Source organism: Vibrio sp. A1-b2, from assembly GCF_021726015.1.
GTDB classification, from domain to species: domain Bacteria; phylum Pseudomonadota; class Gammaproteobacteria; order Enterobacterales; family Vibrionaceae; genus Vibrio; species Vibrio diazotrophicus.
In genome coordinates this window covers 962,751-984,006 of record NZ_JAKKCI010000001.1, presented here as the reverse complement: position 1 = coordinate 984,006, position 21,256 = coordinate 962,751, and the positions used below count along the sequence as shown (strand labels likewise).

The 21,256-nt window shown below is 44.4% G+C and carries 17 protein-coding genes and 8 tRNA genes; 24 read left to right on the top strand and 1 reads right to left on the bottom strand.

Features of this window, described 5'->3' with window-relative positions:
- Positions 1-26: 26 nt before the first annotated feature.
- The gene (cysM, locus tag L3V23_RS04495; protein WP_237291938.1) at positions 27-917 is read right to left on the bottom strand and encodes a cysteine synthase CysM; all 891 of its coding nucleotides are present in this window, start codon (positions 915-917) and stop codon (positions 27-29) included.
- A 213-nt stretch (positions 918-1,130) separates the two neighbouring features.
- On the opposite strand from cysM, the gene cysP reads away from it, so the two are divergent.
- The 24 genes from cysP (at position 1,131) to L3V23_RS04375 (ending at position 21,226) form a co-directional block, all read left to right on the top strand.
- Positions 1,131-2,132, top strand: coding sequence for a thiosulfate ABC transporter substrate-binding protein CysP (cysP, locus tag L3V23_RS04490; RefSeq protein ID WP_042480581.1), 1,002 nt, complete (start codon positions 1,131-1,133; stop codon positions 2,130-2,132).
- Between the two features lie 82 nt (positions 2,133-2,214).
- Positions 2,215-3,084: a sulfate/thiosulfate ABC transporter permease CysT gene (gene cysT, locus L3V23_RS04485; RefSeq protein WP_042480579.1), complete on the top strand. Its 870-nt coding sequence runs from the start codon at positions 2,215-2,217 to the stop codon at positions 3,082-3,084.
- Between the two features lie 14 nt (positions 3,085-3,098).
- The gene (gene cysW, locus L3V23_RS04480; protein WP_042480575.1) at positions 3,099-3,977 is read left to right on the top strand and encodes a sulfate ABC transporter permease subunit CysW; all 879 of its coding nucleotides are present in this window, start codon (positions 3,099-3,101) and stop codon (positions 3,975-3,977) included.
- Positions 3,974-5,104: a sulfate/molybdate ABC transporter ATP-binding protein gene (locus L3V23_RS04475; RefSeq protein ID WP_042480572.1), complete on the top strand. Its 1,131-nt coding sequence runs from the start codon at positions 3,974-3,976 to the stop codon at positions 5,102-5,104. Before cysW ends, L3V23_RS04475 begins: the two co-directional genes overlap by 4 nt.
- A 128-nt stretch (positions 5,105-5,232) precedes the next feature.
- A complete protein-coding gene (pncC, locus tag L3V23_RS04470; RefSeq protein ID WP_102955402.1) occupies positions 5,233-5,715 on the top strand; it encodes a nicotinamide-nucleotide amidase in 483 nt (160 codons plus the stop codon).
- A gap of 156 nt (positions 5,716-5,871) precedes the next feature.
- A complete protein-coding gene (gene recA / locus L3V23_RS04465; RefSeq protein WP_042480567.1) occupies positions 5,872-6,921 on the top strand; it encodes a recombinase RecA in 1,050 nt (349 codons plus the stop codon).
- Between the two features lie 99 nt (positions 6,922-7,020).
- Entirely contained in the window at positions 7,021-7,488 is a 468-nt protein-coding gene (gene recX, locus L3V23_RS04460; protein WP_102967130.1) for a recombination regulator RecX, read from the top strand.
- A gap of 177 nt (positions 7,489-7,665) precedes the next feature.
- Positions 7,666-10,248, top strand: coding sequence for an alanine--tRNA ligase (gene alaS, locus L3V23_RS04455; protein ID WP_102964574.1), 2,583 nt, complete (start codon positions 7,666-7,668; stop codon positions 10,246-10,248).
- A gap of 189 nt (positions 10,249-10,437) precedes the next feature.
- Positions 10,438-11,625: an aspartate kinase gene (locus L3V23_RS04450; protein ID WP_102964573.1), complete on the top strand. Its 1,188-nt coding sequence runs from the start codon at positions 10,438-10,440 to the stop codon at positions 11,623-11,625.
- 90 nt (positions 11,626-11,715) lie between these two features.
- Positions 11,716-11,913 (top strand): carbon storage regulator CsrA, encoded by a 198-nt coding sequence (gene csrA, locus L3V23_RS04445; protein ID WP_042480555.1) that lies wholly within the window; start codon positions 11,716-11,718, stop codon positions 11,911-11,913.
- 182 nt (positions 11,914-12,095) lie between these two features.
- Positions 12,096-12,188, top strand: a tRNA-Ser gene (locus L3V23_RS04440).
- Positions 12,189-12,230: 42 nt separating this feature from the next.
- A tRNA-Arg gene (locus L3V23_RS04435) sits at positions 12,231-12,307 on the top strand.
- Positions 12,308-12,354: 47 nt separating this feature from the next.
- Positions 12,355-12,447 (top strand) — tRNA-Ser (locus L3V23_RS04430).
- A 66-nt stretch (positions 12,448-12,513) separates the two neighbouring features.
- Positions 12,514-12,590 (top strand) — tRNA-Arg (locus L3V23_RS04425).
- Between the two features lie 103 nt (positions 12,591-12,693).
- Positions 12,694-12,770: transfer RNA gene (locus tag L3V23_RS04420), tRNA-Arg, on the top strand.
- A gap of 39 nt (positions 12,771-12,809) precedes the next feature.
- Positions 12,810-12,886: transfer RNA gene (locus L3V23_RS04415), tRNA-Arg, on the top strand.
- 97 nt (positions 12,887-12,983) lie between these two features.
- A tRNA-Arg gene (locus L3V23_RS04410) sits at positions 12,984-13,060 on the top strand.
- A 41-nt stretch (positions 13,061-13,101) separates the two neighbouring features.
- Positions 13,102-13,178 (top strand) — tRNA-Arg (locus L3V23_RS04405).
- 384 nt (positions 13,179-13,562) lie between these two features.
- Positions 13,563-13,847 (top strand): oxaloacetate decarboxylase subunit gamma, encoded by a 285-nt coding sequence (locus L3V23_RS04400; protein ID WP_102954445.1) that lies wholly within the window; start codon positions 13,563-13,565, stop codon positions 13,845-13,847.
- 19 nt (positions 13,848-13,866) lie between these two features.
- Positions 13,867-15,651, top strand: coding sequence for a sodium-extruding oxaloacetate decarboxylase subunit alpha (oadA, locus tag L3V23_RS04395; RefSeq protein WP_102966078.1), 1,785 nt, complete (start codon positions 13,867-13,869; stop codon positions 15,649-15,651).
- Between the two features lie 9 nt (positions 15,652-15,660).
- On the top strand, positions 15,661-16,791 hold the full coding sequence (locus tag L3V23_RS04390) for a sodium ion-translocating decarboxylase subunit beta (protein ID WP_042480546.1): 1,131 nt from the start codon (positions 15,661-15,663) through the stop codon (positions 16,789-16,791).
- A 160-nt stretch (positions 16,792-16,951) separates the two neighbouring features.
- On the top strand, positions 16,952-17,899 hold the full coding sequence (locus L3V23_RS04385; protein ID WP_042480544.1) for an NADP-dependent oxidoreductase: 948 nt from the start codon (positions 16,952-16,954) through the stop codon (positions 17,897-17,899).
- Complete coding sequence (locus L3V23_RS04380) at positions 17,896-18,351, top strand: YqaA family protein (protein ID WP_042480540.1); 456 nt, start codon at positions 17,896-17,898, stop codon at positions 18,349-18,351. The genes L3V23_RS04385 and L3V23_RS04380 overlap by 4 nt, the downstream gene beginning before the upstream one ends.
- 19 nt (positions 18,352-18,370) lie before the next feature.
- Entirely contained in the window at positions 18,371-21,226 is a 2,856-nt protein-coding gene (locus L3V23_RS04375) for a pitrilysin family protein (RefSeq protein WP_102966079.1), read from the top strand.
- The last annotated feature ends 30 nt before the right edge of the window (positions 21,227-21,256 follow it).

Sequence of the window (21,256 nt, the reverse complement as noted above, 5' to 3'; positions counted from 1 at the left end):
GACAAATGCTACGAAGGGAAGAAGTGCTAAGAGAAAAGACCTGAAGAAAGATAACGATCACCGCGATCACAGATGATCGCAACCACCACCGAGCCCGGATTTTGTTTTGCAATTTCAATCGCTGCGAATACTGCACCACCAGAGCTTACGCCTGCACAGATGCCTTCTTCACGCGCCAGTGCTCTGGCTGTATTTTCTGCATCTTGTTGATTAATATCTATCACTTGGTCAACGTCAGCGGCATTGAAGATGCCCGGTAAATACTCTTGCGGCCAGCGGCGAATACCCGGAATGGCACTGCCTTCTGAAGGTTGCAGACCAACAATATTAATTTCAGGATTCTGGCTCTTTAGGTAGCGAGACACACCCATGATAGTGCCGGTTGTACCCATGCTTGAAACAAAGTGAGTGATCTTGCCTTGGCTTTGTTGCCAGATTTCCGGCCCAGTAGAGTGAAAGTGTGCATCAGGATTGTCTGGGTTGTTGAACTGATCGAGAACTTTACCTTTGCCTTCACTTTGCATTTGTAATGCTAGGTCTCGCGCGCCTTCCATCCCTTGTTCTTTACTCACCAGAATCAGCTCTGCGCCATAAGCATGCATCGAATCCTTACGCTCCTGAGTAGAGTTATCCGGCATGATAAGAATCATCTTATAGCCTTTGATAGCCGCTGCCATCGCCAGAGCGATACCTGTGTTGCCGCTCGTCGCTTCAATAATGGTGTCACCTGGTTGAATAGTGCCGCGAGCTTCGGCTTGAATAATCATATTCAGTGCAGGGCGATCTTTAACCGAGCCAGCAGGGTTATTTCCTTCCAGTTTCACGAGCACGGTACTTTGGCTACCCGATGCTAGACGTTGCAGTTTTACCAGAGGCGTTTGGCCTACATAAGCTTCAATGGTTGGAAAGTCAGACACGTTATCAGCCTTTTATTGTCAGTCTTTTAAGTGCTGCTATTGTCTAATTCTTCTCCACTCCTGCACAAGTCTCTATTAGTGATGAGCATACAATTTATTGTTTGATATTATTCCAAAAGGTTCTATTTATAACCTTTGTTATAATCGTTTTATGCACATACTCTAGTCTAAAAGGAAGCCATATCGGCAAGATGATTTTGGAGTATGAACATAATGAAAAAGATGAAGTCAGCACTCGCAGCTTTATTAATTGCGGGATCATTTAACGCCTCAGCAGCAGATCAAACAATCTTGAACTCTTCTTACGATATTGCTCGTGAGTTGTTTGCTTCATATAACCCGTTGTTTGCAGAACACTGGAAAGAAAAAACAGGCAAAACGATTGAGATTAAGCAATCGCACGGCGGTTCATCTGCGCAAGCTCGTTCTATTCTTCAAGGTCTGTCTGCGGATGTTGTGACTTTTAACCAAGTCACAGACGTACAAGTACTGCATGACAAAGGAAAATTGATTCCTGCCAACTGGCAAGATTTGCTACCAAACGCAAGTTCACCTTATTACTCAACAACGGCATTTTTGGTGCGTAAAGGTAACCCTAAGAATATTCAAGACTGGGGTGATTTAGCTCGTGAAGATGTGTCATCTGTTTTCCCTAACCCGAAAACTTCGGGTAACGCTCGTTACACATATCTAGCGGCTCTAGGCTACGCTCAGAAAGCGTTTGGTAAAGATAACGAAGCGAAACAAGATGAATTCTTGAAGCAATTCCTAGCAAACGTCGCGGTATTTGATACAGGTGGCCGTGGCGCGACAACTTCATTCGTTGAACGTCAATTAGGCGACGTTCTTATCACGTTCGAATCAGAAGTAAACAATATCCGCAAACAGTACGGCGAAGATAACTACCAAGTTGTGGTACCGAAAACGTCAATTCTTGCGGAGTTCCCAGTAGCAGTTGTTGAGCGCAATGCGAAACGTAACGGGACTACAGAAGTCGCAACTGAGTATCTTTCATACCTGTACAGTGAAGATGCACAACGTATGTTGGCTGGCTTTAACTACCGCGTGCACGATGAAACAGTAAAAGCAGAATTTGCTGACCGTTTCCCTGAAGTAGAACTACTGACTGTTGAGCAGATCATCGGTGGTTGGGATCAAGCGATGAAAACCCAATTCTCTAATGGCGCTAAGTTAGACCAACTACAACGTCGTTAATCGATAAGTGCCGCCTCTTACACTGCTAAATCAGGGCTGAGAGGCGGTTATTTTTCTCTTTGATAAGTTAGATTGAGAGTTTATGAGCGGATCTGTTGTGACATCTCGCCCGAAACATCATGGTGTACCTAAGAAAACCCGTGTTTTACCGGGATTTGCGATAAGTTTAGGTATCTCATTGTTGTTTGTTAGCTTGATTTTGTTGCTCCCAGCAACAGGTCTGGTAATGCAAACCAAAGGCATGTCTCTTAGTGAATATTGGCAGGTGATTGCTGATCCTCGCGTGGTAGCAAGTTACAAAGTAACCGTGTTATCCGCATTCGTTGCATCACTGTTTAACGGTGCTTTCGGTCTGCTACTGGCTTGGGTATTAGTTCGCTACACCTTTCCGGGTAAACGAATTCTTGATGCATTAGTTGACTTGCCTTTCGCGTTACCTACAGCGGTTGCGGGTATTACCCTTGCAACTTTGTATTCAAGCCACGGTTGGATAGGCAGTGTGCTGGAAAGTATCGGTTTGAAAGTGGCGTATACCCCTTTGGGCATTATTGTCGCTATGGCTTTCACCAGTATTCCTTTCGTTGTTCGTACCGTACAACCAGTACTTGAAGAAATCTCCCGTGAGGAAGAAGAAGCGGGTATGACGCTTGGTGCTTCTGACAGCGCAGTATTTTGGCGTGTGATAATGCCTTCGCTTTGGCCAGCTTTGCTGGTGGGCGTTGCTTTATCATTCACACGTAGTTTAGGTGAGTTTGGTGCGGTGATATTTATTGCGGGCAACATGCCTTATGTCAGTGAAATCACTTCTCTGATGATCTTTGTCCGCTTACAGGAATTTGATTTCCCTGCGGCGAGTGCGATTGCTTCAGTCGTTCTTCTTACCTCGTTGTCACTTCTGTTGGTGATCAACCTGTGGCAAGGCGCGTATTTACGCCGAATTCATGGTCGATAGGGAGTCTATTCGTTATGTCTAGTCAAAGAACGGCAAATCAAAGACCTTTACGAGTCGGTGAACAGCCTTGGGTTAAATGGAGTTTAATCTCTCTGGCGTTATTTTTTGTGGCAGTGCTGCTGTTGATTCCACTGCTGAGCATATTTCAACAAGCCTTTGCCAGTGGCCTAGAAACTTACATTACTAACCTCAGTGAACCAGATACCCTGCATGCAATCGGCCTAACTTTGGTGGTGGCGTTACTGACGGTGCCGATTAACTTAGTATTCGGTGTGATGCTAGCGTGGTCAGTGACTCGCTTTGAGTTTACAGGGCGTAAATTTCTTACCACCTTAATTGATATTCCATTCGCGGTATCGCCTGTTGTTGCAGGACTGCTTTACCTGCTGCTTTATGGCAGCAGCGGTTGGCTCGGTGAATGGTTATATGAACGCGATCTACAAATCATGTTTGCTTGGCCGGGTATTGTGCTTGTGACGGTGTTTGTGACCTGTCCATTTGTTGCCAGAGAATTGATTCCTTTGATGCAGCAACAAGGTCGTAGCGATGAAGAAGCAGCGGTGATCCTTGGTGCCTCTTGGTGGCAACTGTTTCGCCGAGTCACACTGCCAAACATTAAGTGGGCATTGATTTACGGTGTCATCCTAACCAATGCAAGAGCTGTTGGTGAGTTTGGTGCAGTGGCGGTTGTGTCAGGTAATATCCGTGGTGAAACCAACACCTTGCCTTTACATGTTCAGCTTCTTTATGAGGATTACCAATCAGAAGCGGCATTTGCGAGTGCGTCACTTTTGGCCTTTATCGCCTTATTAACTTTGATTTTGAAAGCCTTTGTTGAATGGCGCCAAGAACGAAATCATGTCATTAAACAAGAGCAGCAAGGAACGTTATGAGTATTCGTTTAGACAATATTTCGAAGCATTTCGGCAAATTTCAGGCACTTTCGCCACTCTCCTTGCATATTGAAGATGGTGAAATGATTGGCTTACTTGGACCGTCAGGTTCAGGTAAAACAACATTACTGCGTATTATTGCGGGTTTGGAAAGTGCCAATTCTGGAACTATCCATTTCCGCGATCGCGATGTGACTAACGTACACGTACGTGACCGCCGAGTCGGTTTTGTTTTCCAAAACTATGCGCTATTTCGTCACATGACGGTGGCTGACAACGTGGCGTTTGGTTTGCAGGTTATGGAACGTTCACAACGTCCTTCTCAAGCTGAAATCAATAAGCGAGTAAAGCAACTGCTGGAAATTGTGCAGCTTGGACATTTAGCTGGTCGCTACCCAGAGCAGCTTTCTGGCGGGCAAAAGCAGCGTATCGCACTTGCGCGAGCGCTAGCAACGAAGCCAGAAGTACTTTTACTTGATGAACCTTTCGGCGCATTGGATGCAAAAGTACGTAAAGACTTGCGTCGCTGGTTACGCAGTTTGCATGATGAACTTGGTTTTACCAGCGTATTCGTGACTCATGATCAGGATGAGGCTCTAGAGCTATCTGATCGCGTAGTGGTAATGAGTAATGGTAGAATTGAGCAGGTGGATTCGCCAGTTGAGCTGTATGCACATCCGAATAGCCGTTTTGTGTTTGATTTCTTTGGTAACGTCAACCAGTTCAAAGCGAACTGGCAGCAAGAACAGTGGAAGAATGGCGAAGCGTTTGTTTTGCCACCATTTAATGAAACGACACAGAAAAACGGTCAGCTTTACATACGTAGCCATGAGCTGAGCCTATCGACAAAAGAAAACAGCCAAGCATCATTGCCTTGTGAAGTGGTGTCTATCAACCCTGTTGGGGCTGAAGTGCGAGTTGAGTTATCACCAATTGGTTGGCAAACCGATGAACTTTGGGAAGCGAAACTTTCTCACCGTTCTCTCAATGAGCAATCTCTAAAGCGCGGCGATCAGGTTTTCGCTTTGCCTCAAGTAGGGTACTTCTTTGCTGATGATTCCCATCAAGCACCGGAAGTTATACGCTGGCCGTTCTTGGCTCCGGGTAACTTAATGTTCGAGATTTAATTGTTCTATATGTCTGAACAAACGCTAAAGATAAGAGTGCCTGTTGGCACTCTTATTATTTCTGCGGTTGGCAATTGGTTGACTATCAGTTAGCTTTATCTGATTGATAAAAGGTTAGGTATTTTCTCATGAATTCCGTAGAACAATTAAGCCAACAACTGGGCGAGTTATTGCTTAAGCACAAACAGATTTTAGTGACGGCTGAGTCTTGTACTGGTGGTGGTGTCGCCAATGCAATCACTGAAATTGCAGGAAGTTCTGCATGGTTTGATCGGGCTTTTGTTACCTATAGCAATGAAGCAAAACAAGAAATGATTGGCGTTGAAGGGCAAACTCTCGCGGAATTTGGCGCGGTATCTGAACCCGTTGTGATTCAAATGGTGCAAGGAGCACTGAAAAATTCCAACGCGACTATCGGTGTTTCGATCAGCGGTATTGCAGGACCGACTGGAGGAAGTGAAGAAAAACCAGTTGGGACAGTGTGCTTTGCTTGGGCAGATAAATCCGAATGGCTCAAGGTTGAAACTCAACACTTTACTGGCGATCGCAGTGCTGTTCGAACCCAAGCTGTGATCCATGCCTTAGAAACAATTAAAGAGCATTTGTCTTAAGTCTCTGACTTTTCGGCAAGTGACAACTTTTTTCCATACAGGGGTGGACACTGTATGAATCAACAGTATAATGAGCAGCATTCGACGTAATTAAGTCAACCAATTTCCAGGGTCAATGAACCCTAACATCACGCAAGTGACAGTCTGGAGAAAGTAATGGACGAGAATAAACAGAAGGCGTTAGCCGCAGCCCTAGGTCAAATTGAAAAGCAATTCGGTAAAGGTTCGATTATGCGCCTTGGTGACAACCGTACTATGGATGTAGAAACCATCTCTACGGGTTCACTTTCTTTGGATATCGCGTTAGGTGCTGGTGGTTTACCAATGGGACGTATTGTAGAAGTCTACGGTCCAGAATCTTCAGGTAAAACAACACTGACTCTTGAACTGATTGCTGCAGCGCAACGTGTAGGTAAAACTTGTGCCTTTATTGATGCTGAGCATGCTCTAGACCCAATCTACGCTCGCAAACTCGGCGTTAATATTGATGAACTATTGGTTTCTCAGCCAGATACTGGTGAGCAAGCACTTGAAATCTGTGACGCATTGGCTCGTTCTGGTGCGGTAGATGTTATGGTTGTCGACTCAGTTGCAGCACTAACTCCAAAAGCAGAAATTGAAGGTGAAATGGGCGATAGCCACATGGGTCTTCAAGCTCGTATGCTTTCTCAAGCAATGCGTAAATTAACGGGTAACCTGAAGCAGTCAAACTGTATGTGTATCTTCATCAACCAAATTCGTATGAAGATTGGTGTGATGTTCGGTAACCCTGAAACAACAACGGGTGGTAACGCTCTTAAATTCTACGCTTCTGTACGTCTAGATATTCGTCGTACTGGTTCTATCAAAGAAGGCGATGAAGTTGTTGGTAACGAAACACGTATCAAAGTGGTTAAGAACAAGATTGCAGCGCCATTTAAACAAGCTGATACGCAAATTCTTTACGGCCAAGGTTTTAACCGCGAAGGTGAACTGATTGATTTAGGTGTTAAACACAAGCTGGTTGAGAAGGCTGGTGCTTGGTATAGCTATAATGGCGACAAGATCGGTCAAGGTAAAGCTAACGCATGTAAATACCTACGAGAGAACCCAGAAGCAGCAGCAACGATTGACGCTAAACTTCGCGAGATGCTACTAAACCCTAGCTTAGAAGCACCTGTATCTGCTGATGTAGCTCAGCCGTCTGTTGAAGAAGAAGAATTTTAATCACTACTGGTTTAATCAACACAGTGATAGCGATTTCAGAGCCCTGCTGATTAGCGGGGCTTTTTGTTATTAAAATTTAGGTGTGAGCTTTGAGGTGATATGTATTCAAGCCCTAATAAGATGAGCTGCAAAGAACGCGCTTTGTATCTGCTGACAAGACGTGATCATGGCGAGTTTGAACTTTGGCAAAAGTTACTGTTGAAAGGCTTTGAAGAAGAGGAAGTTCAACAAGCGGTCATCTATTGTAAAGAGCAAGGTTACCTAGATGATCAACGCTTTGCTCGGAGCCAAGTTAGACAGCATATTGCAAAAGGGCATGGTGAAAGGCGAATTCGTCAGGAACTGCAACAAAAACGTGTTGAAAATGATGCGGTTAATAGCGCATTAGAACAAGAAGAAGTCGATTGGTTTGAGTTAGCGAAGCAAACGGCAGAAAAGAAATTCAAACACGTTATGACTCAAGACCAAAAAGAGTACGCGAAGAGGGTAAGATTCCTTCAGTACCGTGGCTTTAACTTCGACCAAATAAACTACGCTTTGAGTAACGATGAAGAAGGTGGGCGCTGAGAACAAATTGCTCTACCGCTTGCTGTCACTCGTCTCAATTCTATTCGTCATTTAACTTCATGACATTCCGCTAAATTTCAATTCTTGTTCGTCTTTTCTTTAAGAAAACTAGGCGAACTCTTATCCATGCTTTACAATAGCGCAAAATTCTAACTTGAGTATTTCAGGAAGAGCTGCATGTACATGAGCACGGATGAGGTTCGCCGCGCGTTCCTCTCATTCTTTGAAAGTAAAGGCCACCAAATCGTCGAAAGTTCGTCTTTGGTGCCTGCTAACGATCCTACCTTGCTGTTCACTAACGCAGGGATGAACCAGTTTAAAGATTGTTTCCTAGGTTTAGAGAAACGAGCATACACTCGCGCAACAACAGCTCAACGCTGTGTTCGTGCTGGTGGTAAACATAATGACTTAGAGAACGTGGGTTTCACCGCGCGTCACCACACATTCTTTGAAATGTTGGGTAACTTCAGCTTTGGTGATTACTTCAAAGAAGACGCCATCAAATTCGCATGGGAATTTCTGACTGAAGTTCTGCAACTACCAAAAGATCGCCTGCTAGTCACGGTTTACCAAACTGATGATGAAGCATTCGATATCTGGAACAAACAGGTTGGTATTCCGGCAGATCGCATTATTCGCATTGGTGACAAGCCAGGCGGTAAAGCGTATGAATCAGATAACTTCTGGCAGATGGGCGATACTGGTCCATGTGGTCCATGTACAGAAATTTTCTACGATCACGGTGATCATATTTGGGGCGGTCCTCCGGGCTCTCCAGAAGAAGATGGTGACCGATTCATCGAGATCTGGAACAACGTATTTATGCAGTTCAACCGTCATGCTGATGGCACGATGGAACCACTACCTAAGCCATCTGTGGACACGGGTATGGGTATTGAGCGTATCTCTGCAATTATGCAAAACGTACACTCAAACTACGAAATCGATGTATTCCAAACGCTAATTAAAGCAGCCGCTGAAGTGACAGGTCATGACGATCTTTCTAACCAGTCATTGCGCGTTGTTGCTGACCATATTCGTTCATGTGCATTCCTAATCGTAGACGGTGTTATGCCTTCTAACGAAGGTCGTGGCTATGTACTGCGCCGTATCATTCGTCGTGCAGTTCGCCATGGTAACAAACTGGGTGCTCAAGGCTCTTTCTTCTACAAACTTGTTTCTGTACTGGCTGATGTTATGGGTACAGCAGGTGAAGAGCTTAAGAAGCAACAAGCTGTGGTTGAGAAAGTACTTCGCATTGAAGAAGAAAACTTCAGTCGCACACTTGATCGCGGTATGGCTATTCTAAATGAAGCACTGGATAACCTAGAAGGCAATGAGCTTGACGGTGAAACAGTATTCAAACTCTATGACACATACGGTTTCCCTGCTGACTTAACTAACGACGTTGCTCGTGAACGTAACTTCACAATCGACGAAGCTGGTTTTGAAGCGGCAATGGAAGAGCAACGCCAACGTGCTCGCGAAGCAGGTCAATTCGGCACTGATTACAACACGCTAATCAAAGTCGATGGTAGCACTGAGTTCTGTGGCTATAGTGCGACAGAAGGTCAAGGCACTATCACTGCTATGTTCGTTGAAGGCAACGAAGTTGATTCATTGTCAGCGGGCGACAAAGCGATTGTTGTACTAGACGAAACCCCTTTCTATGCAGAATCCGGTGGTCAGTGTGGTGATGCTGGTGTACTAAAACTTGAATCAGGTTTGTTCAAAGTCGAAGACACTCAGAAACTAGGCAATGCTTTTGCTCATCACGGTGTACTTGTTGAAGGTGTATTTGCTAAAGGCGATAAAGTGACAGCGGTTGTCGATGCTAAACGTCGTCAAGCAACGTCTCTTAACCACTCAGCGACTCACCTGTTACATGCAGCACTTCGCCAAGTATTAGGTGAACACGTGGCTCAGAAAGGTTCTTTAGTGAAACCTGAAGGTCTGCGTTTTGACTTCTCTCATCTTGAAGCTGTAACTGCTCAAGAGCTGAAAGAAGTAGAGCGTTTGGTTAATGAACAAGTACGTCGTAACCACGTGATTGAAACGAACATCATGGACATCGAATCAGCGAAGAAGAAAGGTGCAATGGCACTGTTCGGTGAGAAATACGATGACCAAGTTCGTGTGCTTTCAATGGGTGAATTCTCAACTGAACTGTGTGGTGGTATTCACGCATCAAATACGGGTGATATTGGTCTGTTCAAGATCACTTCCGAAGGCGGTATCGCAGCAGGTATTCGCCGTATTGAAGCAGTTACTGGTGAATCAGCACTAGATGTTATCGATGCTCAAACACGCAAGTATGAAGAGAAGCTTGTTGAAGCAGCTAACAAAGCGAAAGCGTTAGAGAAAGAAATTCAGAAGCTGAAAGACAAAATGGCAGCGGCTGAAAGTGCCAACATTATGGGCAAAGCTCAAGTGATCAACGGCACTAAAGTTCTTATCGCTGGTCTTGAAGGCGCAGACAGTAAGAATCTAAGAACCATGGTTGACGATATTAAGAATCAACTTGGTAGTGGTGTTGTTCTACTGGCCAATGTGGCGGACGACAAAGTCGGTCTTATTGCTGGTGTAACTAACGACTTGACTGGCAAAGTTAAAGCAGGTGATTTAGTTAAAATGGTTGCAGAACAAGTTGGCGGTAAGGGCGGCGGTCGCCCTGATATGGCTCAGGCAGGTGGTACCGATGTATCAGCTTTACCTGCGGCTATGCAAACTGTTCAGCCTTGGCTAGAAGAACGCTTATAAATTAATTAGCTACGTCAGTTTCACCTTAAACTGACGTATGTTTAATTCCATTGACCAAGTGGTTTAATTGGGTGGAGTTTTCCGCTCAGTTATCTGCTTGGTTTTGTTTTTGTTATTACTAAACGAATTTATCGGTTGGATAAACGAGTTGGTGCGTATGAGACTTCGGTCTTGGGAAGGTGAATACTGGTGAAAAAGTCCCTTATCGTGCAAAAGTTTGGCGGAACTTCTATGGGTTCAATTGAAACAATCCATACTGTAGCTGAACACATCATAAAGGCGAAAAATGATGGTAATCAAGTTGTTGTAGTTGTATCTGCAATGGCGGGTGAAACGAATCGATTAGTGGCATTAGCCCAACAAATCGATAGCGTACCAACTGCAAGAGAACTTGATGTTTTGCTCTCTGCTGGTGAACAAGTGTCTATGGCACTGTTAGCAATGACTTTAAATAAATTAGGTTTTGCTGCCCGTTCACTAACCGGAGCTCAAGCGAACATAGTGACAGATAACCTGCACAATGACGCGACGATTAAGTACATTGATACACGAACGATTAACGAGCTACTAGAACAAGATCAAATCGTGATAGTAGCTGGTTTTCAAGGTGTTAATGAGAATGGGGACATCACCACGTTAGGGCGCGGTGGCTCAGATACAAGTGCTGTGACACTTGCCGGAGCTCTCAAGGCTGACGAATGCCAAATCTTTACTGATGTAGATGGTGTCTACTCTTGTGATCCAAGAGTGGTACCGAATGCTCAGAAATTAGATGTTGTAGATTTCCCATCTATGGAAGAAATGGCTCGTAAGGGTGCAAAAGTTTTACATTTACCATGTGTTCAGTATGCATGGGATAATGCGGTTCCACTTCGTGTCTTGTCTACTTTCGATGTTAATGAAGGTAGTTTGATTAAAGGGGAGCAGGGAACCAAACCTGTCTGTGGTATCGCCATTCAAAGAGATATGGCTTTGATTACCATTGAACATGAAGCACTTTCAAACCTACAGAAACGTTGCCAAATGTTAGGTATTGAGGTGTGGAGTGTGATCGAGGATACAGATTGGGCAGGAGTGGTCATAAAACTTGATGCTTGTGCTAAGTTGAAGCTGGTGTTCAGTGACAAAATCCGTAATAGTGAACATGTGAGTTTATTAACCACAGTAGGTTTACAGGCCCCGAGCTTCGTTGACCGCTCTTTTGCATTACTGGCTGAACACGACATAAATATTCATTATGTTTCAACGACTTCGCAATCATTCATGCTTATGTTAAGTCCAGAAAGTGTTAATTCAGCAGCTAATATTTTGCATGAGGCTTTTATAACTTCTGACGAACTATTAGATTTTCAACCTAGGCAAGTATCTTTAGGTTAATAGACTGCCAACAGAGTTTACCAAAATATAACTTCTGTTGGATAATAGTGTAACTGCAAGATAATTCAGAGATTACTCAAGGAGCAAAGAATGCTAATTTTGACTCGTCGTGTTGGCGAAACTCTAATGATCGGTGATGAAGTCACTGTTACTGTTTTAGGCGTAAAAGGTAACCAAGTACGTATTGGTGTAAATGCGCCGAAAGAAGTATCTGTTCACCGTGAAGAAATTTACATGCGCATTCAAGCTGAAAAGGGCAATGGTAACGTTTCATCTGGCAACTACTAATTTTCAAAAAGAGCTGGCAAATTAGCCAGCCTTTTTTGTTTTTAAGAGATGCGATTTTTAATAAAAGTGTAATTTCATAGCGCTTTGATTAAATAGGCAACGATTGACTTGGTTTTTGCTATTTTTGCCAAGAAAATGTTTGACATATTTTTGGTAAATCGTAATATGTGCCTCCGCAAGACGGTGAGGTGGCCGAGAGGCCGAAGGCGCTCCCCTGCTAAGGGAGTATGCGGTTTGTAGCCGCATCGAGGGTTCGAATCCCTCCCTCACCGCCATTCTTGCCTTGTTTGGGTTAGCAGCCAAGCAAAGAACAAAGTGCGTCCTTAGCTCAGCTGGATAGAGTACCTGGCTACGAACCAGGCGGTCGGAGGTTCGAATCCTCCAGGACGCGCCATATTCTTTCTCTTGTTTTTATAGCAAGTTATTGAATGTGAATAATGCGGTGAGGTGGCCGAGAGGCCGAAGGCGCTCCCCTGCTAAGGGAGTATGCGGTTTGTAGCCGCATCGAGGGTTCGAATCCCTCCCTCACCGCCATTTATTGACCAACGGTCAATTTTTTTGTTCTGAAATAAACTTAGTGTGATATGCTTCACACCCTGCGCGTCCTTAGCTCAGCTGGATAGAGTACCTGGCTACGAACCAGGCGGTCGGAGGTTCGAATCCTCCAGGACGCGCCACTATTTATCGTCTAAGATGTTGTTGGTAACAACAAGAATCTTGGATGTAGGGTAATGCCCTTATATCAGTCTTAGTTTTTAAGACTAGAATATTAAAAACTGCGCGCTCATAGCTCAGCTGGATAGAGTACCTGGCTACGAACCAGGCGGTCGGAGGTTCGAATCCTCCTGAGCGCGCCATTATTTAAGTTGATGTTTTTTTAAACTCATTAACTCTGCGCGTCCTTAGCTCAGCTGGATAGAGTACCTGGCTACGAACCAGGCGGTCGGAGGTTCGAATCCTCCAGGACGCGCCACTATTTATGTTTAAGATGTCTGTAAAAAGAGTCCTAAGCATCAGGGTAATGCCCTTATATCAGTCTCAATCTTTAAGACTAGAATATTAAAAACTGCGCGCTCATAGCTCAGCTGGATAGAGTACCTGGCTACGAACCAGGCGGTCGGAGGTTCGAATCCTCCTGAGCGCGCCATTATTTAAGTTGATGTTTTTATTTAAACTCATTAACTCTGCGCGTCCTTAGCTCAGCTGGATAGAGTACCTGGCTACGAACCAGGCGGTCGGAGGTTCGAATCCTCCAGGACGCGCCACTATTTAAAGCCTCGCATAATGCGAGGCTTTTTTCTTTTGTTAAAAATACAATTCTTGTTTATCTGCAAGTAGTAAGTCACTGTTCTGTATCGAACCAACATGACTTTACCTCCCATATTTCTTATTTCATTTCAAAGTTTCACTATTCTCATCGTAATGGATACAAATACGTGGCTCACGCGTTGGTTTGCTTACAATCGGTTTGCGCCGTTTTGTTAGCTATGCCATAAATCTGACACTCAATATGTGGCGCTTCTAGAAGAGTACTCTCAACTAAATTGACAATTTTTAATCAATTGAGATAATTTTCGCTCACTTGTCATAACGAGGAATCTCGTTTTTTTTGACGATTGTTGTCAGGATGACAAAAGAAAGGAAGCAACATGACAAACATTGGAAGCCTGCTAGTAGACGCGGCCACCCTGATGATGACAGGGATGGGCTTCGTTTTTCTATTCCTAACCATATTGGTTTATCTCGTTCGGTTAATGTCTAAATTGGTACCTCAAGAAGTACCTCAACCGATCAGTACACCTACTAAAAATAAAAAAGTACCAGTGAAATCTGGGGCGTTGAACCAACAAACGGTTAGCCCACAGGTTGTAGCGGCTATTTCTGCTGCTGTACATCAGCACCGTACTCTAGCTGCTGCGAAAGGTAGTAAATAATTAAAAGGAGTTAATAAGCATGTCTAAACCACTTGCCATAACCGATGTGGTCCTTCGCGATGCCCATCAATCTTTATTTGCTACGCGCATGCGTATCGAAGATATGCTGCCGATTGCAGCAGAGTTGGACAAAATTGGCTATTGGTCTCTTGAAACTTGGGGAGGAGCAACATTTGATGCATGTATTCGATTCTTGGGCGAAGACCCATGGGAGCGTTTACGAGAGTTGAAAAGAGCAATGCCTAACACACCAATGCAAATGCTTTTGCGTGGTCAAAACTTACTGGGTTATCGTCACTATGCTGATGATGTGGTAGAGAAATTTGTTGAGCGTGCGCATACCAATGGTATGGATGTGTTCCGTATCTTTGATGCGATGAATGATGTGCGTAACTTTGAGAAAGCAGTAAAAGCGACAATTGATGTCGGTGCTCATGCTCAAGGTACGCTCTCGTATACCACCAGTCCGGTTCACAATGCCGATACTTGGGTTGATCTTGCTAAGCGATTGGAAGATTTAGGTTGTCATTCTTTGTGTATCAAAGATATGTCTGGCCTGCTTAAACCATATGAAGCTGAAGAGCTGATTACTCGTATTAAAGCATCGTGCGATGTTCCACTTGCTCTACATTGCCATGCAACCACAGGTTTATCGACAGCAACAGCGGTGAAGGCGGTGGAAGCTGGTATCGACATTCTTGATACCGCAATTTCTTCCATGAGCCAGACTTACGGTCATACGCCAACAGAAACTGTTGTCGCTATGCTGCAAGGTACTGAACGCGATACGAATTTGAAGCTTGAGCAGATCGAACCTATTGCGTCTTACTTCCGTGAAGTGCGTAAGAAATACGCGAAGTGGGAAGGTCAGTTAAAAGGCGTTGATTCTCGCATTTTGATTGCTCAAGTCCCTGGCGGTATGCTGACCAATATGGAAGGTCAGCTTAAAGAACAAGGCGCGGCTGATCGTATCGATGAAGTTCTCGAAGAGATCCCTCGTGTTCGTAAAGATCTTGGCTATATTCCTTTGGTAACGCCGACGTCACAAATCGTCGGTACTCAAGCTGTGATCAACGTTCTGACAGGTGAGCGCTATAAGAGCATCACTAAAGAAACGGCGGGTTTATTGAAAGGTGAATACGGTGCGACTCCTGCTGAAGTAAACACTGAGTTGCAAGCTCGTGTTCTCGATGGTGCAGAAGTGATCACCTGCCGTCCTGCAGATCTATTGCAAGACGAGATGGAACACTTAACGACCGAATTGCTAGAGAAAGCAAAAGCGGAAGGTATTTCTTTGGCAGAAGACACCGTTGATGATGTCCTGACATATGCGCTGTTCCCTCAAGTTGGCTTGAAGTTCCTGAAGAACCGCCACAACCCAGAAGCTTTCGAGCCTGCACCGGGTAAAGAAGTGGCTGCTCCAGTTGTAACTAAACCTGCTGCGTCAGCGGTTGGTGGCATCGAAACTTACAGTGTTAAAGTTGATGGCCACGTGTACGAAGTGGAAGTCGGTCCTCAAGGTCAGCTTACTTCGGTTACACCTGCGCAGGCTAAACCTGCGGCTACGGCTCCAGTTGCCGCTGCTGATAACGCTGAAGACGTTCCTGCGCCACTAGCCGGTACTATTTTCAAAGTAAACGTAGCAGCTGGTGAAGAAGTTGCAGAAGGCGATGTACTCATTATTCTCGAAGCAATGAAGATGGAAACGGAAGTCAGAGCGGCTCGCTCAGGCTTAGTTCAGGATCTTCATGTTAAAGAGGGTGATGCTGTTGCTGTTGGTTCACCACTGCTGAGCTTGGCGTAAGGGAGTACCATGGACGGATTAATAACCTTATGGCGTGAAACAGGTATAGCTAACTTTGAACTAGGTCAGATCATTATGATCATGGTTGGTTGTTTGCTGCTGTTCCTTGCTATTCGTAAAGGTTTTGAACCCTTGTTACTTCTGCCAATTGGCTTTGGCGCGGTTCTGGCAAATATTCCAAATGCTGGTTTCACCGAACCGGGAGGTTTGCTTTACTACGTTTACCACGTAGGGATCGAATCGGGTGTATTCCCGTTGTTGATCTTTATGGGTGTAGGAGCAATGACTGACTTTGGCGCTTTAATCGCAAACCCCAAAACATTGTGGTTAGGTGCGGCTGCTCAGTTAGGTATTTTTGCAACCTTATTTGGTGCAATTTTCCTTAACTATGTTCCGGGAATGGAATTTTCCATGGCAGATGCATCATCGATTGCAATCATCGGTGGTGCTGATGGCCCGACAGCGATTTTCTTAGCGAGTAAGCTGTCGCCGGATCTGCTGGGTGCGATTGCTGTAGCAGCATACAGCTACATGGCATTAGTACCTATTATTCAGCCGCCAATTATGAAAGCTCTGACGACTCCCGAAGAGCGCCAGATTAAAATGGCTCAGCTTCGTCATGTTGGGAAAACAGAAAAAATCATTTTCCCTCTGATTGTCCTTCTGATGACTATTTTGTTCCTACCGTCAGCAACTCCACTCGTTGGTATGTTCTGTTTAGGAAACTTGATGCGCGAAGCGGGTGTCGTTGAGCGTTTGTCTAAGACTGCGCAAAATGAGTTGATCAACATCGTCACTATTTTCCTAGGGCTTGGTGTTGGTTCTAAGTTGCAAGCGGATAAATTCTTAAATTTAGAAACGTTGGGTATTTTGGCTTTAGGCGCAGTGGCATTCAGTATCGGTACTGCTGGTGGTGTCATTATGGCTAAGGTACTTAATAAATTCTCTAAAGAGGATATCAACCCGCTTATCGGTGCGGCTGGTGTATCTGCGGTTCCTATGGCAGCACGAGTGGTTAACAAGGTTGGCTTACAAGCTAACCCTCAAAACTTCTTGTTGATGCATGCTATGGGACCCAACGTAGCGGGTGTTCTTGGCTCTGCGGTTGCCGCTGGTGTGTTACTCGCATTAGTAGGTTAATAGCTGGCTGATGAAACCAATTGGTTGAACGTATCAATAGAGGACATTATCTTTGCTTAACGCTTTCGCGGTATGAAACTGTAGTGTTTGTAAATATTGGTATATATTCAAAGGGATGCTGCAGCATCCCTTTTTTATTTGCGCTATAGGGACAGTTGAAATGGAAAACAAGCAAATTGCTATTACCCAGTTTGGTGGGCCTGAAGTTTTATCAATATTATCGTCACCAATACCAGAGCCGAAAGCTGGCGAGGTATTAGTCCGTGTCGCATATTCTGGAATCAATCCGATTGATGTAAAAACACGGGCTGGTTTAGGTTGGGCTGCAGCTCAAAATAAAGACAATTTACCTTGGGTACCGGGCTATGATGTTGCAGGGCAGATTATAAAAGTCGGCGAGGGTGTTTCTCGTTTGCAAGATGGCGATAACGTTGCTGGTTTTATTGGTTTTCCTACTCAAGGTGGAGGTTATAGCCAATATGTTTGTGTTCCAGAAAAGGAACTGAGCCTGGTGCCTGAAGCAGTAACTTTAGAAGCCGCTGCCGTGCTTCCTCTTGCGGGGCAAACTGCTGCTCAGGCTTTGAATAAAGCGGAAGTGAAAGAAGGTGATGTGGTACTGATTTTAGCGGGTGCTGGTGGTGTCGGGCATTTGGCTGTACAGATAGCCATTGCTGCAAAAGCAGAGGTTTATACCACTTGCAGTGAAAGTAATCTGGATTATCTGGCTACTCTTGGTGCCCATGCGATTAACTATCAGTTTGCGCCTGTATCACAGCGTATTGAAAAAGTGGATGTATTGATCGACCTTGTTGGCGGAGATGCTGCTTTGGATGCGTTGAAGTGTCTAAATGATAATGCTCGTGTTGTCACTGTTCCGACATTAAGTGCTGAACTGATTTGTGAGAAAGCGAAAATGTTGGGTTTTCAAGCCACAGGTATGTTGGTAGATCCTAATCCTGAACAATTAGACACTATGCTATACATGGTTAGTGTTGGATTGCTAAAAACTGAAATTCAACACATTTATCCTATGGATGAAGTTCAACAAGCCCACAAACAAATAGAAACGGGTCATACACGAGGCAAGGTTTTGTTAGATATGAAATGATTGAGTTTTTTAACTCTCTTTTTACCCAATTTGCGCAGTTATTCTCTGATTCAGCATTGTGGGTTCTCTTTTTTGGCGGCTTTTTTAGTGCAACTCTACTTCCCGGTGGTTCAGAAGCCGCTTTACTCGCTACTTTAGCGCTTAATCAATATTCCGTGTTTTCTGTCATTACAATCGCAACTTTGGGTAATACCCTTGGTGGCTTAGTCAACTATTGGTTAGGTTTATGGCTGCCGAATAGAACTCAGCAGCAAAAGCATGGTCATAAAGCTTTAGCTTGGCTAACTAAGTACGGTTACTGGTCTTTACTGTTTAGTTGGTTACCTATTATTGGCGATCCACTGTGTTTAGCGGCCGGCTGGTTAAGAATGAAATTTTTACCTTCATTTGTCATGATTTTGATTGGCAAAGCGCTTCGATATTCCATTCTAGCCGTTCTTTTCTTTTTCTAAGATTTTCTAAGGAGATGTTATGAGGAAAATCTGGGCTGGAGCCTTCTCGTTAATCGCCATTTATGGCTGTAGTACTCAAACCAAACCAGAGGCTGATCTCTCCTCACTTCCTCAAGGCATTCACTTAGTTGAACAAGTTGAAGCAGCGTCCGGCAAAGTGATGATCCCTTATTCTAAATACCAGTTAGATAATGGATTAACCGTTATTCTTTCTCCGGATCATTCTGATCCGTTAGTGCATGTAGACGTTACTTATCATGTGGGCTCTGCTCGTGAAGAAGTTGGCAAATCTGGTTTTGCACACTTTTTTGAACACATGATGTTCCAAGGATCCAAGAATGTGGGTGACCAAGAACACTTTCGGCTGCTCACTGAAGCGGGCGGTTCCTTGAATGGCACAACTAATCGAGACCGTACAAACTACTATGAAACGGTACCGGCTAATCAACTGGAAAAAGTACTGTGGTTAGAAGCAGATCGTATGGGTTTCTTACTTGATGCGGTCTCTCAACGTAAGTTCGAAATCCAGCGCGATACAGTGAAGAATGAGCGTGCGCAGAATTATGACAACCGTCCATATGGTCTTATGTGGGAGAAAATGGGTGAAGCCATTTATCCGCAAGGGCACCCATACTCTTGGCAGACAATCGGGTATGTCGAAGATTTGGATAAAGTCGATGTTAACGATTTAAAAGCGTTTTTCCTGCGCTGGTACGGTCCAAACAATGCTGTTTTGACTATCGGTGGTGACATTGACGTCGATGAAACGCTTCAATGGGTAAACAAATATTTTGGATCTATTCCTAAAGGTCCGGAAGTGAAAAATGCCAAAAAGCAGCCAGCGATTTTGCCTGAAAACCGCTTTATAACCATGGAAGACCGTATTCAACAGCCTATGGTGGTGATTGGCTGGCCGACGTCATATCGTGGTGCTGGTGATCAAATGTCTCTGGATGTTTTAGCTAGTGTTCTTGGGAGTGGAACTAACAGCTATTTGTACCAAAACTTAGTTAAAACTCAGAAGGCGGTCAGTGCTGGTTCTTTCCATGACTGTTCAGAGCTGGCGTGTAATTTCTATGTGTTTGCTATGGCCCCTGCTGGTAATAGAGGTCAGTTAGCGCCTTTATATAAAGAGCTTATGCAGACACTTGATGAGTTCAAATCGAAGGGCGTTGCGGCTGAGCGTTTAGAACAAATCACAGGAATGGCTGAAGCGAACTCGGTATTTGCTTTGCAGAGTGTGTCAGGAAAAGTGGCTCAGTTGGCGGCAAATGAAACCTTTTATGGTCAACCGGATCGTATTGAAGATCAGCTGGAACAACTGCGCCATGTATCGCCAAAAAACCTCACAGCGGCATATAACAAGTACATTAATGGCAAAAATAAAGTCACGCTTAGTGTTGTCCCACAAGGTAAGACAAGTTTTGCAGTGAAGAAGGCGACATTTGTTACACCTGAACGTGATTTGCCTGAGCACCAAAAAATTTCTGAACAGCAACTGACGTACCGTCATGTAGAAGATAATTTCGACCGTTCAGTAATGCCGAAAGTCGCCGAGGGAGTTCAGGCTCGCTTACCGATGTTGTATGACATTTACTTCAACAACGGTGCTGAACTGCTTGGAACCAAAACATCTGAAACTCCGACTGTGGTCATTCAATTTAAACTTCCAGCAGGTGAAAGACATGTGCCGAGAGGAAAGGAAGGCTTAGCAAATCTAACCGCAGCCATGATGGAACAGGGCTCAGCATCAAGGAATGTAGAAGAGATTCAAGCGCAGTTGGATAAACTAGGCTCAACCATCAGCGTGAATGCGAATACCTATTCAACAAGCGTTGTGGTTTCTAGTTTAGAGAAGAATCTGGCTGAAACTTTGTCGGTCATTGAAGAGGTGTTATTCCAACCGGGCTTTAAGCAAGAAGATTTTGACCGAATCAAGCAGCAGATGATTCAAGGAATGGTCTACCAGCATCAGCAACCGGAATGGCTAGCATCGCAAGCAACTCGCCAAGTGTTGTTTGGCTCTTCGATTTTTGCTCGCTCCAGTGATGGTACCAATGATTCTATCGCCAGTTTGACCTTGGAAGATGTGAAGCATTTCTATCGTAAACATTACACACCGAATGGAGCTCAAATTGTGGTCGTTGGGGATGTTTCAAAGCAGGATATTCGCAAACAGCTTAACTTCTTCGCCAATTGGAAGGGGGAAGCTTCGCCTCTGATTGATCCGCAAATTGTTCCTAACTTAACCAGCAAAAAAGTTTATCTGGTGGATAAACCGGATGCGCCTCAATCAGTCGTTCGCCTAGTTAGACGCGGTTTACCGTTTGACGCAACGGGTGAACTTTACCTGAGCCAACTGGCAAACTTTAATCTTGCCGGCAATTTCAATAGTCGTATCAATCAGAATCTGCGTGAAGATAAAGGTTTTACCTATGGTGCGAGCAGTTACTTTTCCAGCAACCGAGAAGTGGGGGCTGTAGTGTTTAATGCTCAAGTCAGAGCAGATGCTACGTTAGACTCGATTATTGAGTTACAGAATGAAATGGCGAAGTTCAGCGAGCATGGTTTAACTGAGCAAGAAATGGATTTCTTACGTCTGGCTGTGGGGCAGCAAGATGCATTGAAGTATGAAACTCCGGGACAAAAAGCCTCCTTATTGAGTAGCATATTGACCTACAGCTTGGATAGAGATTATCTACAAGTTCGTAATGAGATAGTAAAACGCGTTGATAAAGTGACACTAGATCGTTTAGCTGCGAAATGGTTTAATCCGAATGATTACCAGATTATCGTGGTCGGTGATGCAAAAACACTCAAGCCTCAACTAGAAAAATTAACAATTCCCGTAGAAGAGCTTGAAATCATCCGCTAGAGTACACATAAAAGAGGAGGCGACGTTCGC